The sequence below is a fragment of the Paenirhizobium cremeum genome, from assembly GCF_047553425.1.
GTDB lineage: Bacteria > Pseudomonadota > Alphaproteobacteria > Rhizobiales > Rhizobiaceae > Allorhizobium > Allorhizobium cremeum.
Genome location: NZ_CP180217.1, coordinates 3,888,092 through 3,901,671, shown reverse-complemented (window position 1 = coordinate 3,901,671; position 13,580 = coordinate 3,888,092). Strand labels below are relative to the sequence as shown.

Sequence of the window (13,580 nt, the reverse complement as noted above, 5' to 3'; positions counted from 1 at the left end):
AGAGCCTCCCTTACTTACTCAGACGCGGCCCAGGGCGAAGCCCTTGGCGATGTAGTTACGGACAAAATAGATGACGAGCGCGCCGGGAATGATCGTGAGAACACCCGCGGCGGCCAGCACGCCCCAGTCCATGCCCGAGGCCGAAACCGTGCGGGTCATGATCGCGGCAATCGGCTTGGCATCCGTCGTCGTCAGCGTGCGGGCGATCAGCAATTCGACCCACGAGAACATGAAGCAGAAGAAGGCGGCGACACCGATGCCGGAGGCAATCAGCGGCATGAAGATCTTCACGAAGAATTTCGGGAAGGAATAACCGTCGATATAGGCGGTCTCGTCGATTTCCTTCGGTACACCGGACATGAAGCCCTCGAGGATCCAGACGGCGAGCGGCACGTTGAACAGGCAGTGAGCGATGGCCACCGCAATGTGGGTGTCGATCAGGCCGAAGGCCGAATAGAGCTGGAAGAAGGGTAGCGCGAAGACGGCAGGCGGCGCCATGCGGTTGGTCAGCAGCCAGAAGAACAGGTGCTTGTCGCCAAGGAACCGGTAGCGCGAGAAGGCATAGGCCGCCGGCAGCGCCGCGGTGACCGAGATCACGGTGTTCATCACCACGTAGATGATCGAGTTGATGTAGCCCTTGTACCAGGAGGGATCGGTGAAGATCACCGCATAGTTCCTGAGTGTCGGATTGCTGGGCCATAGCGACAAGGCGCCGAGGATCTCGGTATTTTCCTTGAAGCTCATGTTGACCAGCCAGTAGATCGGCAGGATCAGGAAGACGATGTAGATCGTCGGAACGAGAAAGGAGAGCCTGCCGCGCGTATCGTGGTTCATGGTCCTGCCTCCCTCACTTTTCCGCTGCATCGCTGTTGGTCATGACGGTGTAGAAAATCCAGGACAGGGCCAGGATAATCAGGAAGTAGATGATCGACATGGCAGCCGCCGGGCCGAGGTCGAACTGGCCGACCGCCATCTTGACCAGGTCGATCGACAGGAAGGTCGTGGAGTTGCCGGGGCCGCCGCCGGTGACGACGAATGGTTCGGTATAGATCATGAAGCTGTCCATGAAGCGCAGCAGCACCGCGATCAGAAGCACACGCTTCATCTTCGGCAACTGGATGTAACGGAATACCGACCAGCGGGATGCACCATCGATCTTGGCCGCCTGATAATAGGCATCCGGGATCGACACGAGACCGGCATAGCAGAGCAGCACGACGAGGCTTGTCCAGTGCCACACATCCATGACGATGACAGTGATCCACGCGGCGACCGGATCCTGCGTATAGTTATAGCTGACGCCGAGAGCTGTCAGCGTGTGGCCGAGAAGGCCGATATCGACGCGGCCGAATACCTGCCAGATGGTGCCGACGACGTTCCACGGAATGAGCAGCGGCAGCGCCATCAGTACGAGGCAGACGGGAACGCCAAGCCCCTTCTTCGGCATGTTGAGCGCAATCAGGATGCCGAGCGGAACCTCGATCGCCAGGATCACCATGGAAAAGATCAGGTTGCGCACCAGCGCATCCCAGAAACGGTCGGATTCGAGGATTTCCTTGAACCAGTCCGTGCCGGCCCAGAAGAATTCGTTGTTTCCGAACGTATCCTGCACCGAATAGTTCACCACCGTCATCAGCGGGATCACCGCCGAGAAGGCCACCAGAACCAGAACCGGCAGCACCATGAACCAGGCCTTGTTATTCCAGGTCTTTTCCACAGATCAGCCCTCCATGCCCACGCGCCAGGAATCGGCGTAAATGCCAATCGCCTTCGGATCGAAAGTAATGCGCGCCTCCGCGGGCACTTCGTCATCCTCGGCAAGGACGATCGACAACGGCTGGCCGCAGAATGTGGCGCGAACGATCTTCTGGCGGCCGATGTCCTCGACCTTGCTGACCTGAACCGGCATGCCTTCGCGTCCGAGACGGACGAATTCAGGCCGGATACCGAGCTCTACCTTGCCGGCGGCGCCGACCTTGGGCGAGCCGGCTAGCGGAATGGATTGATCGCCAATACGGGCAGAAGAGCCCTCTACGGCGACCGGCATGACGTTCATGCCCGGAGAGCCGATGAAATAGCCGACGAATGTGTGGCTCGGCTTTTCGAAGAGTTCGGCCGGCGTGCCGATCTGCACGATCTGCCCGTCATACATCACCACCACCTTGTCGGCGAAGGTGAGCGCCTCGGTCTGGTCATGCGTGACATAGACCATGGTGAAACCGGACTGGCGGTGCAGCCGCTTCAGTTGCGACCGCAGTACCCATTTCATATGCGGGTCGATCACCGTCAGCGGTTCGTCGAAGAGGATCGCATTGACGTCTGCCCGCACGAGGCCGCGGCCCAGGGAAATCTTCTGCTTCTGGTCGGCGGTCAGGCCTTGCGCCCGGCGCTTCGCCATGCCGCCGAGGTCGATCATTTCGAGGATCTCCGCAACACGATGCTGAACCTCGGCTTCCGGCACATGCCGGTTGCGCAAGGGAAAGGCGAGATTGTCGAACACCGTCATCGTGTCGTAGACGACCGGGAACTGGAAAACCTGCGCAATGTTGCGCTGCTCGGTCGAGAGCCTTGTAACATCGACCCCATCGAATTCGATATGTCCTTCAGAAGGATAAAGCAGCCCGGAAATGATGTTGAGCAAAGTGGTCTTGCCGCAGCCGGAGGGACCAAGCAGCGCATAGGCGCCGCCATCGGCCCATTCGTGATGCACTTCCTTGAGAGCGTAGTCGCCGGCAGCCTGCGCCTTGGCGCTGTAAGCGTGACGGATGTGCTGGAGATTGATGCGTGCCATGATCCCGTACCTCCTCACACCGCCTCGGAGGCCGGCGCGCCAAGCGCGCGACCCTCGCCATCGAACGCCATCAGATGGCGCGCATCGACATAGACCTCGATTTCCCGATCCGGCTCGATGTCATGGATGCCATGAGCGAGCATGACCCAGCGGGCGCCAGCGAATTCGAGGTGAATGAAGCTTTCCGAGCCGGCTATCTCGGAGATCAGGGTACGGGCGCTCACTCTGGCGACAGCGTCATGCTGGCGGCGCAGCGCCAGATGGTGCGGCTGGAATGCAATCGTAACCGGACCGTTCGCAACGCCGAGCAAATGCGGCGACACCGGAAGCGCGGCCTGTTCGCCGACGCGAAAGACGCCGTCGGCCTTGATGGCCTGAATGGTGTTCAGCGGCGGATCGGCGAAGGTTTTTGCCGTAAGGAGATCGACTGGATGGCGATAGACCTCGATCGTCGGACCGAACTGGGTTATGCGGCCTTCGCTGAGCGTGGCCGTATTGCCGCCAAGCAGCAGCGCCTCGGAGGGTTCCGTGGTGGCGTAGACGAAGATCGCGCCGGATTCGGCGAAAATCTTGGGCAGTTCTTCGCGCAGTTCCTCGCGCAGTTTGTAATCAAGGTTTGCCAGCGGCTCGTCGAGCAGGACCAGATTGGCCTTCTTGACGATCGCCCGCGCCAGCGCCGTACGCTGCTGCTGGCCGCCGGAAAGATTGAGCGGCGTACGATCAAGATAGGGCGTGAGCTTGAGGAGGTCGGCCGCCTTGCGCACTTCGCGATCAATGGTCGCGTGGTCCTTTCCGGCAATCCGCATCGGCGAGGCAACGTTTTCATAGACGGTCAGCGCCGGATAGTTGATGAACTGCTGATAGACCATGGCAACGTTGCGCTTCTGCACCGGGACGCCGGTCACGTCCTCGCCGTCGAAATGGATCGCGCCCTCGGTCGGCTTGTCGAGGCCGGCCATGAGGCGCATCAGCGAGGTCTTGCCGGAGAGCGTCGGCCCGAGCAGGACGTTCAGCGTACCCCGCCGTAACGTCAGATCGGTCGGGCGAATATGAAATTCGCCGCCCGCCATCTTCGACACATTGCGCAATTCGAGCATTTTTTCCTCGGGCCTCCTCCAACCGTCGGCGATAGATATGAACAAGTCCGGCCGGGCGCGTCAGTGAACGACAACGCCTGCCATATATTCCTCAAGTTCCGCGGCCTCCACGGCCGTCAGGAACAATCCCTGCTTTGTACGCCGCCACAACACATCGTCTGCCGTGCGCGCCCATTCCCTATCGATCAGCCAGCGAACTTCCGCTTCGTAGAGCGTGCCGCCAAAAAACCTACCCAGATCCTCGGGCCGCGATGCGTGGCCGATAATTGAATTCGCCAGCGTCCCGTAACAGCGGACGAGCCGCTCGGCGTGCGGTCGTGACAGGAAAGGGGCGTGCTTCGCAAGCTTGGCAACTTCCGCCTCGTAGCCAGTCGGCCCGAAATCACCACCCGGAAGCCGGCTTCCGGCTGTCCAGGAAGAACCCTTCACGCCGATGGCCTCGCCGATCTTTTCCAGCGCATGCTCGGCCAGTCGCCGATAGGTCGTCAGCTTGCCGCCGAAGACATTGAGCAGGGGCGGGCCGGCCCGGTCTCCATCCAGCTTCAACACATAATCGCGGGTCGCCTCCTGGGCCTTGGAGGCGCCGTCGTCATAAAGCGGGCGCACCGCCGAATAAGTCCAGACGATATCCTCGGGGCGCACCGGTTCGGCAAAATACTCGCTTGCCGCATTGCACAGATAGGTGACCTCTTCATCGCTGATCTTCACACTTTTAGGATCGCCCGAATAGTCGCGATCCGTCGTGCCGATCAGCGTGAATTCCTTTTCATAAGGGATCGCGAAGATGATGCGGTTATCCGGATTCTGAAAAAAATAGGCGCGCGAGTCGGAGAACTTCTTGCGCACCACGATATGGCTGCCCTGCACGAGACGGACATTGTGCACGTTGTTGCGCCCGAAAGCGCCGGCCAGCACCTGATCCACCCAGGGACCCGCGGCATTGACCAGCATGCGGGACCGAAAGGTCGTCACGGCTCCGGTCTGTTCGTTGCGGACATCGACCACCCAGACGTCGCCGTCCCGGCGCGCCGACACGACCTTTGAACGGCTGAGGATAGTGGCACCGCGATCAGCAGCGTCGCGGGCATTCAACACGACCATGCGCGCGTCATCGACCCAGCCGTCGGAATATTCGAAAGCACGCGAAAACAGCGGCTTCAGCGGCTTGCCGGCGACATCGCGCCGAAGATCGAGCGTCTTCGTGGGCGGCAGAAGCTTGCGTCCACCCAGATGATCGTAAAGGAAAAGTCCGAGCCGGATGAGCCATGCGGGGCGAATGCCGCCCTTCTGGAAAGGCAGGACGAAGCGCATGGGCCAGATGATATGCGGCGCCATTGCCCAAAGCACCTCACGCTCCATAAGCGCCTCGCGCACCAGCCGAAATTCGTAGTATTCGAGATAACGAAGGCCGCCATGGATGAGCTTGGTCGCGCCTGACGAGGTGCCGGAGGCGAAATCGTTCATTTCGGCGAGTGCCACGGAGTAGCCACGACCAACAGCATCGCGGGCAATGCCGCAACCGTTGATGCCGCCACCGATCACAAAAAGATCGAAAACCGTATCGCCTGACATTCTTTTCCCCACCCTATTTCGCATTGCACAAATTTTTGCAAATGCGAAAGTGTGTTTATCTAATTCGAAATCAAATCGAATGTCAAACGAAGATTTATCGATCCCTTGCGGGGGCGTACTTCATGGTGCGGTCTCGATGAGATTAACGCCGTTTTCGACGCAGATCGTCCGTATGGCATCCAGTGGACAGCGATCGGTGATGAAGGTATGGACCTGTGAAAGATGGCCGATGCGCACCGGAGCAGTACGCTCGAACTTGCTGGAATCGCTCACCAATATGACATGACGGGCATTGGCCATGATGGCCTGGGCCACCTTTACCTCGCGAAAGTCGAAATCAAGAAGCGCGCCGTCTCCATCGATTGCCGACACGCCGATGACGGCGAAATCCACCTTGAACTGCCGAATGAAATCGACCGCCGCCTCACCGACGATGCCGCCGTCGGAGCCACGGACAACACCACCGGCAATCACCACCTCGATCGAGGGGAACACCCTCAAGCGATTGGCAACGTTGATGTTATTGGTGATGACCATGAGTTCTCGGTGGTCGGTGAGCGCTTCGCCCACGGCTTCCGTCGTCGTACCGATATTGATGAAAAGCGAGGAGTTGTCGGGAATGAGGGCGGCTGCGGCCCTGCCGATCGCCTGTTTTTCGGAAGCGGCAATCGACCGCCGCGCCTCGTATTTGACGTTTTCGTTGCCACTCGGGAAGATCGCGCCGCCATGAATGCGCGTCAGCGCCCGACCGTCGCAGAGGTCATTCAAATCCTTGCGGATCGTCTGGGGCGTGACGGAAAAACGGGTGGCGAGTTCATCGACCAGAACGCGGCCCTGTTCCTTGGCGAGCGCTACGATTTCCGCCTGACGCGGGGTAAGCAACATGACGATCCCTCCCTTTCGCTTTTCTTTTTCGTTTTTCTTCATCCTACGGGAAAACGAAAATCCAGCAATAGGCTCATCAGTGATTACGGGCTCTACGGCATAAGCGCTGGCCAAGAAAAAGGCCGGCGCTTTCGCGCCGGCCTGTAGTCTACGCCGCTATCGTGCGGAGACCCGATCAGACCACCTTTGCTCCCGCCTTCTTTGCAGCAATGCGGGCGCGAATCGATTCGACGTCGGCGCGCGGCGTCGCGGCAAACAATGTTCGGGTATAGTCGTGCTTCGGATCTGAGAAGACTTCGTCGCGGCTGCCATATTCGACTGCCTCGCCGTAATACATCACCATCACCTCGTCCGCGATGTAGCGCACAACCGAGAGATCGTGGCTGATGAAGACATAGGTCAGGCCGAACTCGTCCTGGAGATCCGCGAGGAGGTTCAGCACCTGTGCCTGTACCGAAAGGTCGAGGGCGGAAACCGGCTCGTCCAGCACAAGCAGCTTCGGATTCAGCATCAGCGCGCGGGCAATGGCGATACGCTGACGCTGGCCGCCGGAGAACATGTGCGGATAGCGATTGTAGTGTTCCGGTCCAAGGCCGACTTTCACCAGCATTTCCGTCGCCCGCTCGCGACGTTCGGCAGCGGCCATGTTCGTGTTGATCGCCAGCGGCTCGCCGAGAACGTCGCCGATCTTCTGGCGTGGGTTGAGCGATCCATAGGGGTTCTGGAAGACGATCTGCACCTTCTGGCGCATTTCCGCCGTAAGATGACCCGGACGGGTGTCGACCGGCTTTCCCTCGATCAGGAGTTCGCCCGATGTTGGCTCGTCGATGAAGGTCAGGATGCGGGCGAGCGTGGACTTGCCGCAGCCGCTTTCGCCGACGATGGCAAGCGTCTTGCCGGTTTCCAGCTTGAAGGACACGCCCTTGACGGCATGCACGACCTTCTCCGGTTTGAAGAGGCCGGTCGGCACGTGGTAATCGCGCTTGATATTGCGGATCTCGAGCATCGGCGGTTGTGTCGCGGTCGTATCGCTCATGCGTTTTCTCCTGCTGCCGAACCTGCGAGGAAGTCGGAAACGGTCGTCAGACGATCCCCGGTCGCGTTTTCCGGCAAGGCGGAAAGAAGAGCGCGCGTATAGGCGTTCTTCGGCGCTTCGAAGAGCGAGAGCACGTCGGCCTCTTCCATCTTGCGGCCCTTGTACTGCACGATCACACGGTCGGCGGTTTCGGCCACGACACCCATGTCATGGGTAATCATGATGAGGCCCATGCCGTTCTTTGCCTGCAGGTCCATCAGGAGGTCGAGGATCTGTTTCTGGATGGTCACGTCGAGCGCGGTGGTCGGCTCGTCGGCGATCAGAAGCTTCGGATCGCAGGCGATCGCCATGGCGATCATTACGCGCTGGCACTGGCCACCGGACATCTGGTGCGGGAAGTGATTGAGCCGCTCGGCCGGATCGGGCAAGCCGACCAGCCGGAAAAGCTCGATGGCGCGCTCGCGACGGGCGGTCTTGCCGAGGCCCATATGAATGCGCAGAACTTCCTCGATCTGGAAACCCACGGTGAAGCAGGGATTGAGGCTTGCCACCGGTTCCTGGAAGATCATGGCGATGTCTTTGCCGATCAGCTTGCGCCGTTCGGCGGGCGAAATGCGCATGATGTCCTTGCCCTGAAAGAGCATGCTGTCGGCGGTAATCTTCGCCGTCCAGGGTAGAAGGCCCATGACGGCGAGCATCGAGACCGACTTGCCGGAGCCTGATTCTCCGACAATCGCCAGCACCTCGCCGGCTTTCACCGAAAGCGATACGCCATCGACCGCCTTGAACCAGCCAGAGGCCGTTTCGAATTCGACGGTCAGGTTCTGAATATCGAGAAGCGCCATGTCAGGACCTCTTCAGTTTCGGATCGAGCGCATCGCGCAGACCGTCGCCCATCAGGTTGATGGCGAGAACGGTGATGAGGATGGCAAGACCGGGGAAGGTGACCACCCACCAGGCACGCAGGATGAATTCGCGGGCTTCAGCGAGCATGGTTCCCCATTCCGGAGCCGGCGGCTGAGCGCCCATGCCGAGAAAGCCGAGGGCAGCGGCATCGAGGATCGCGTTGGAGAAGGACAGCGTCGCCTGAACGATCAGCGGCGCGGTACAGTTCGGCAGGATGGTGCGGAACATCAGCCGGAAAGGGCCGGCGCCCGCAAGGCGGGCGGCGGTCACGTAGTCGCGGGTCTTCTCCGCCATGACTGCCGCACGGGTGAGGCGCACGAAATGCGGCTGAAGGGTGAGCGCGATGGCGATCATGCCGTTGGTCAGGCTCGGTCCGAGGATCGCGACCAGCACCAGCGCGAGAAGCAGCGACGGGAAGGCCAGGATGATGTCCATCAGGCGCATGATGACGGTATCGATCCAGCCGCGGTAGTAGCCGGCGATCAGGCCGACGAGAATGCCCCCGGTCAGCGACAGCGTGGTGACGAAGACACCGATGAAGAGCGAATATTGGGCACCGTAGATCAGGCGGGAAAGAATATCGCGACCGACAGGATCCGTACCGAGCAAATAGGCGGTGTTGCCGCCTTCGACCCACGACGGCGGAAGGAGAATCGCGTCGCGATACTGTTCGAACGGGGAATGGGGCGCGACCAGCGGCGCAAGGATCGCGACCAGCACGAGCGCGATGAAGACGACGAGCCCGATCACCGCCCCGCGATTTTCGGAGAAATAGAACCAGAATTCGGCCAGCATCTGGCGGCGCATCGCCGCGCTTGAGACCGTCTGGCCTTGAGTTGTCTCAGCCATGGAGTTTTTCACCTCTTAGTGGCGGATACGCGGGTTGATCAGGCCGTAAAGCAGATCAACAATGAGATTGACGACCATGATGATGCCGGCGATCAGAAGAAGGCCGCCCTGGATCACCGGATAATCGCGACGGAAGACGCTATCGACCATCCACTTGCCGATGCCCGGCCAGGAGAAGATCGTCTCGGTCAGGATGGCGCCGGCGAGCATGACGCCGATCTGCAGGCCGATCGTGGTGATGACCGGGATCATTGCGTTCCGCAGGGCGTGCAGGCCGATGACCCGGAAGGGCGAAAGACCCTTGGCGCGAGCCGTGCGGATATAGTCTTCCGAGAGCACTTCGAGCATGGCCGAGCGCGTTTGGCGGGCGATGACGGCGAGCGGGATGGTGGCTAGCACGATCGACGGCAGGACCAGATGGCTGAGCGCGGACGAAAAAGCACCCTTCTGGCCCGACAACAGCGAGTCGATCAGCATGAAACCCGTTACCGGGGGGAAGAAATACATCAGCGAGATGCGGCCCGACACCGGGGTCCATTGCAATATTCCGGAGAACAGGATGATGAGCAGCAGGCCCCACCAGAAAATCGGCATGGAATAGCCGACGAGGGCCACACCCATCATCGACTGGTCGAAAACCGAACCCCGCTTGATCGCTGCGATGACGCCAGCCGGTATGCCGAGGACGATCGCGATGATGATAGCGCAGAAGGAGAGCTCGACCGTTGCCGGAAACAGCGACATGAACTGGTCGAGGATCGGAGACTTGGAGACGATGGAGGAGCCGAAATCACCGGTCAGCACACCGTCCAGATAGTCGAGATACTGGGTGACCAGGGGCCGGTCGAGGCCGAGCTGGGCGCTGATCTGAGCATGCCGCTCGGGCGACATGACACGTTCGCCGGACAGCAGAGCGACCGGATCGCCCGGAAGCAGCCGGATGAAGGCGAAGGCTATGATCGATACCCCGATGAATGTCGGGATGAGGACGGCAAGCCGCCGCAGGAGAAAGCCAAACATGAGGGACCCGCTTATGTTTTTCTTGGAGGTCTGTAATCGTCGGCCGATCTCTGGCCGATCTTGCTCGGGAAGCAGCAACTGCGTTCCGGAAGCTCCGGCTCGACGGTAACAACCGCCGGGCTGTCATGCAATCACCGCGGAAGCGCGTGGCTTCCGCGGTGATCCGTTCAATCCTGACGATTACTCGGCGATGTCGACGTTTTCGAAGGTGAAGTCGCCGAGCGGGCTCTGGACGAAGCCGGAGACATCCTTGCGCATCGGAACGACGGACAGGGAGTGGTCAAGCGTTGCCCACGGCGCTTCGCGCTTGAAGATGACCTGAGCCTCTTCGTAGAGCTTGGTGCGCTCAGCCTTGTCCGAGGTGACCTTGGCCTTCTTCACGAGGGCGTCGAACTCCGGGTTGCACCACTGGGCGCGGTTATTGCCGCCGACGGCTTCGCAGCCGAGCAGGGTGTCGAGGAAGTTGTCCGGGTCACCATTGTCGCCGGTCCAGCCGAGCATGGCCGCGCCATCGCGATCCTTGGCCTTGGAACGGTCGAGATATTCAGCCCATTCATAAGAGACGATCTCGACCTTGACGCCGATCTTGGCGAAGTCGTCCTGCATGATTTCGGCCGCGCGGCGGGCGTTCAGCATGTAGGGACGCGACACCGGCATGGCCCAGATCTTCATCGACAGATCCTTGACGCCGGCTTCCTCAAGCATCTTCTTGGCTGCATCGAGGTCGTAGGTGTCGTCTTCGATCTTGTCGTTATAGGACCACATGGTCGGCGGGATCGGGTTCTTCGCCGGGGTGGCCATGCCCTGGAACACGGCGTCGACGATTGCCTTCTTGTTGATCGCCTTGTTCAGCGCCTTGCGGACTTCGACCTTGTCGAAGGGCGGCTGCGTGGTGTTGTAGGCGAGGTAGGCAACGTTCAGGCCTTCCTGTTCCATAACCTTTAGGTTCGGATCGGCCTTCATGGATTCAACGTCGGCTGCGTTCGGGAACGGCATCAGGTGGCATTCACCGGCCTTCAGCTTCTGATAGCGAACGGCAGCGTCGGTGGTGATTGCGAAGACGAGATCGTCGATCTTCGGAGCGCCGCCCCAGTAGTCGGCGTTCTTCTTGTAGCGGATGACGGCATCCTGCTGGTAGCCGACGAAGATGAACGGGCCAGTGCCGACCGGCATCTGGTTCAACTGTTCCTTCTTGCCTTCGGCGTCGAGCTTGTCGGCATATTCCTTCGACATGATCGAAGCGAACGGCATGGCGACGTTGGCGAGGAACGGAGCTTCAGCACGGTTGAGGACGAACTTGACCGTGAGGTCATCGACCTTCTCGACGGACTTGATGAGTTCCGGGAAGCCCATGCCGGCAGCATATTCCCAGGACGTGCCCGGGACGTACTGGTGCCAAGGATGGTCAGCCTTGATCTGGCGCTCGATCGAGAAAACGACGTCGTCGGCGTTCAGTTCGCGGGTCGGAGTGAAAAAATCGGTGGTCTGGAACTTCACGCCAGGACGCAGCTTGAAGACGTATTCCTTGCCGTCCTCGGAAACGGTCCAGCTTTCTGCGAGGCCGGCAACCGGATTGGTCGTGCCCGGCTCGAATTCGAGCAGACGGCTGTAGACCGGATGAGCCGAGGCATCAAAGGTCGTGCCGGCGGTGTAGAGACCCGGGTCGAAGCCTTCCGGCGAGCCTTCGGAGCAGTACACGAAGGTCTTGCCGCTGGCGGCGGTAGAAAGGAATGTGGCCGCGAGCAGAGCCGCAGCAAAGCCAATCTTCAATTTCATTGATGTTCTCCCATTGGCGAAATCCGGCCGCGCCGGTTCCACCGGTTTCTGTCTGACGCAACGCACCCCAATATCTGCGCAGCGCCGTTCTGTTCGTGGCAACGCCCACGAAGGCGGAAGCCTCGCCGGGCCGGACCTGGTCGCGATTTGACAACTGTTCTTCGCAGACCAGTCGCGCCCGGCAGGCGCTCTGGCCTTTTTCTTATCGGTAAAAAAAACGATGTAAAGAGAGATTCTGCCGCAGTTTTGCTCCATCTTGGCCAAATTTCCGTCATCGCGCAGTTTTCTTAAACGTTTCATATCGTTCAAATTCCATTAATTTCGTGGGAAATTTGATGACCGGCGATATCCGCGCAGCTCTTCAGCGCACGCTTTTTTAGATCTTCCTCCGCTCCGTAAGCGACACGATCGCTCAGGCACCCCCTCCCAGCCGTTTCGAAGGGGATATCTTCCATGAAGAACCGACCGGCGGGGAACAAGAAACATCATGGAAATGCCGCGTTGACCTCCCATATAAAGAAGAACAGGGATGTCAGGGGGGGCCGATGAAGCTTTTACCGCTTGTTCTTTCAACCGCTCTCGTCGTTTCTGCGGCGGTTCCGACCCAAGCTGCCGAACCGCGTAATCCGCGCGTCAGCGACAAGAACTATATCGATTGCCAGCGCATGCCCGACCGTTGCGCAGGCAAGGATTCTCAGCGGGCAAGACGGGATTACTATCGCCAGAATACAAGACAGGGCAACAGCCCCTGTACGTTCCGGGGCGAGCAGCGAACCTGGTCCGAGGATTGCGAGTAAGACGGAGTCATCTCACCGCCGGGAAAGCGACTGAGCGCTTCCTTTGCCGTCAGGGTCCATCTAAGGCCGCCGGCTCGCTTGAGGGTCCCTTATCCTTGCGTTACCGCGGGCTGTCATCGTAAGTAACCGACAATACGGGAAATGCTTCAGTTCGATTGGGCCAAGAATGGCTGTATTCGCGCGCAGCCAACGCCGTCGTGTAATGTGCCGGATCACTTAAATTAGAGCGATCTTCGGAACCGCGTATGAACCGGCCGCATTGTATCGATGCCATTATCGTCGTCGGGATATTACAATGCTTGCCTTGCTTGATCTCCTTGCCAGACTCGCAGCAGCGATCCTGCTGGTGACTGCGGGAATTGCCCTCTCTTCCGGATGGGCGCAAGAGACATCGTCGAACCGTCGGCTCGACATACGTTCCGAAGTGGTCTGGACGCAAGTTCCGGTCCGTATCGATCGGTCGGCCCAAACATATGAGCGCATCGCACCGGCGACCGACCCCTATCCGCTGAAACTCCAGGCGACACGACGGCTCCATGTAATCGATAACAGCACATTCCGTTATGACGGATCGGATTTCCGGCTCGCGGGTGTGACGCCGGTCGAGCGCGGCAGGATCTGCGTAACCGGCGAAGGCTTGCGGCAAGCCTGTGGCCTCAAAGCATTCAAGGCCCTCGACAATGCCCTGCGCAGCCCGCATGTGGAATGTCGCGTCGTCATGCCGGAGGCGGCCACCCGTGAGGTGGAATGCGTGGTTGACGGAAGTGACCTTCGAAACCTTCTTCCCCAGCTCGAAGCGGCCGGCTAATCACGCGCTCAGCGCGGCGGCCTTCTGGAAGCGCCACCCCAGG

The 13,580-nt window shown here is 59.9% G+C and carries 12 protein-coding genes; 1 reads left to right on the top strand and 11 read right to left on the bottom strand.

The genetic code is table 11. The features are described from left to right. Positions 1 to 18 precede the first annotated feature (18 nt). From ACLBKR_RS18775 to ACLBKR_RS18725, 11 genes are all read right to left on the bottom strand, one after another. Positions 19 to 834 (bottom strand): carbohydrate ABC transporter permease, encoded by an 816-nt coding sequence (locus tag ACLBKR_RS18775; RefSeq protein ID WP_112829988.1) that lies wholly within the window; start codon positions 832 to 834, stop codon positions 19 to 21. Positions 835 to 847: 13 nt separating this feature from the next. After that, on the bottom strand, positions 848 to 1,717 hold the full coding sequence (locus tag ACLBKR_RS18770; RefSeq protein ID WP_112829989.1) for a carbohydrate ABC transporter permease: 870 nt from the start codon (positions 1,715 to 1,717) through the stop codon (positions 848 to 850). 3 nt (positions 1,718 to 1,720) lie between these two features. Then, positions 1,721 to 2,791: an ABC transporter ATP-binding protein gene (locus ACLBKR_RS18765; RefSeq protein WP_112829990.1), complete on the bottom strand. Its 1,071-nt coding sequence runs from the start codon at positions 2,789 to 2,791 to the stop codon at positions 1,721 to 1,723. A gap of 14 nt (positions 2,792 to 2,805) precedes the next feature. Continuing rightward, positions 2,806 to 3,888 (bottom strand): ABC transporter ATP-binding protein, encoded by a 1,083-nt coding sequence (locus ACLBKR_RS18760; protein WP_113448887.1) that lies wholly within the window; start codon positions 3,886 to 3,888, stop codon positions 2,806 to 2,808. A gap of 60 nt (positions 3,889 to 3,948) precedes the next feature. Then, positions 3,949 to 5,460, bottom strand: coding sequence for a glycerol-3-phosphate dehydrogenase (locus ACLBKR_RS18755; protein ID WP_113448886.1), 1,512 nt, complete (start codon positions 5,458 to 5,460; stop codon positions 3,949 to 3,951). Between the two features lie 120 nt (positions 5,461 to 5,580). Next, the gene (locus ACLBKR_RS18750; RefSeq protein WP_112830023.1) at positions 5,581 to 6,345 is read right to left on the bottom strand and encodes a DeoR/GlpR family DNA-binding transcription regulator; all 765 of its coding nucleotides are present in this window, start codon (positions 6,343 to 6,345) and stop codon (positions 5,581 to 5,583) included. 175 nt (positions 6,346 to 6,520) lie between these two features. Beyond that, complete coding sequence (locus tag ACLBKR_RS18745) at positions 6,521 to 7,381, bottom strand: dipeptide ABC transporter ATP-binding protein (RefSeq protein WP_113340519.1); 861 nt, start codon at positions 7,379 to 7,381, stop codon at positions 6,521 to 6,523. Beyond that, positions 7,378 to 8,226: an ABC transporter ATP-binding protein gene (locus ACLBKR_RS18740; protein ID WP_113340518.1), complete on the bottom strand. Its 849-nt coding sequence runs from the start codon at positions 8,224 to 8,226 to the stop codon at positions 7,378 to 7,380. Before ACLBKR_RS18740 ends, ACLBKR_RS18745 begins: the two co-directional genes overlap by 4 nt. A gap of 1 nt (position 8,227) precedes the next feature. After that, entirely contained in the window at positions 8,228 to 9,136 is a 909-nt protein-coding gene (locus tag ACLBKR_RS18735; protein WP_112829995.1) for an ABC transporter permease subunit, read from the bottom strand. Between the two features lie 15 nt (positions 9,137 to 9,151). Continuing rightward, complete coding sequence (locus ACLBKR_RS18730; RefSeq protein WP_414899976.1) at positions 9,152 to 10,156, bottom strand: ABC transporter permease subunit; 1,005 nt, start codon at positions 10,154 to 10,156, stop codon at positions 9,152 to 9,154. Between the two features lie 180 nt (positions 10,157 to 10,336). Further along, positions 10,337 to 11,932 (bottom strand): ABC transporter substrate-binding protein, encoded by a 1,596-nt coding sequence (locus tag ACLBKR_RS18725; protein ID WP_414899974.1) that lies wholly within the window; start codon positions 11,930 to 11,932, stop codon positions 10,337 to 10,339. 1,092 nt (positions 11,933 to 13,024) lie between these two features. On the opposite strand from ACLBKR_RS18725, the gene ACLBKR_RS18720 reads away from it, so the two are divergent. Next, entirely contained in the window at positions 13,025 to 13,537 is a 513-nt protein-coding gene (locus ACLBKR_RS18720) for a thermonuclease family protein (RefSeq protein ID WP_113467475.1), read from the top strand. Positions 13,538 to 13,580: the final 43 nt, after the last annotated feature.

What these genes read in the sequence shown, in the direction of transcription:
- ACLBKR_RS18775 (WP_112829988.1), bottom strand. Translation starts at nt 834, where the DNA reads ATGAACCACGATACGCGCGGCAGGCTCTCCTTTCTCGTTCCGACGATC.
- ACLBKR_RS18765 (WP_112829990.1), bottom strand. Translation starts at nt 2,791, where the DNA reads ATGGCACGCATCAATCTCCAGCACATCCGTCACGCTTACAGCGCCAAG.
- ACLBKR_RS18760 (WP_113448887.1), bottom strand. Translation starts at nt 3,888, where the DNA reads ATGCTCGAATTGCGCAATGTGTCGAAGATGGCGGGCGGCGAATTTCAT.
- ACLBKR_RS18755 (WP_113448886.1), bottom strand. Translation starts at nt 5,460, where the DNA reads ATGTCAGGCGATACGGTTTTCGATCTTTTTGTGATCGGTGGCGGCATC.
- ACLBKR_RS18750 (WP_112830023.1), bottom strand. Translation starts at nt 6,345, where the DNA reads ATGTTGCTTACCCCGCGTCAGGCGGAAATCGTAGCGCTCGCCAAGGAA.
- ACLBKR_RS18745 (WP_113340519.1), bottom strand. Translation starts at nt 7,381, where the DNA reads ATGAGCGATACGACCGCGACACAACCGCCGATGCTCGAGATCCGCAAT.
- ACLBKR_RS18740 (WP_113340518.1), bottom strand. Translation starts at nt 8,226, where the DNA reads ATGGCGCTTCTCGATATTCAGAACCTGACCGTCGAATTCGAAACGGCC.
- ACLBKR_RS18735 (WP_112829995.1), bottom strand. Translation starts at nt 9,136, where the DNA reads ATGGCTGAGACAACTCAAGGCCAGACGGTCTCAAGCGCGGCGATGCGC.
- ACLBKR_RS18730 (WP_414899976.1), bottom strand. Translation starts at nt 10,156, where the DNA reads ATGTTTGGCTTTCTCCTGCGGCGGCTTGCCGTCCTCATCCCGACATTC.
- ACLBKR_RS18725 (WP_414899974.1), bottom strand. Translation starts at nt 11,932, where the DNA reads ATGAAATTGAAGATTGGCTTTGCTGCGGCTCTGCTCGCGGCCACATTC.
- ACLBKR_RS18720 (WP_113467475.1), top strand. Translation starts at nt 13,025, where the DNA reads ATGCTTGCCTTGCTTGATCTCCTTGCCAGACTCGCAGCAGCGATCCTG.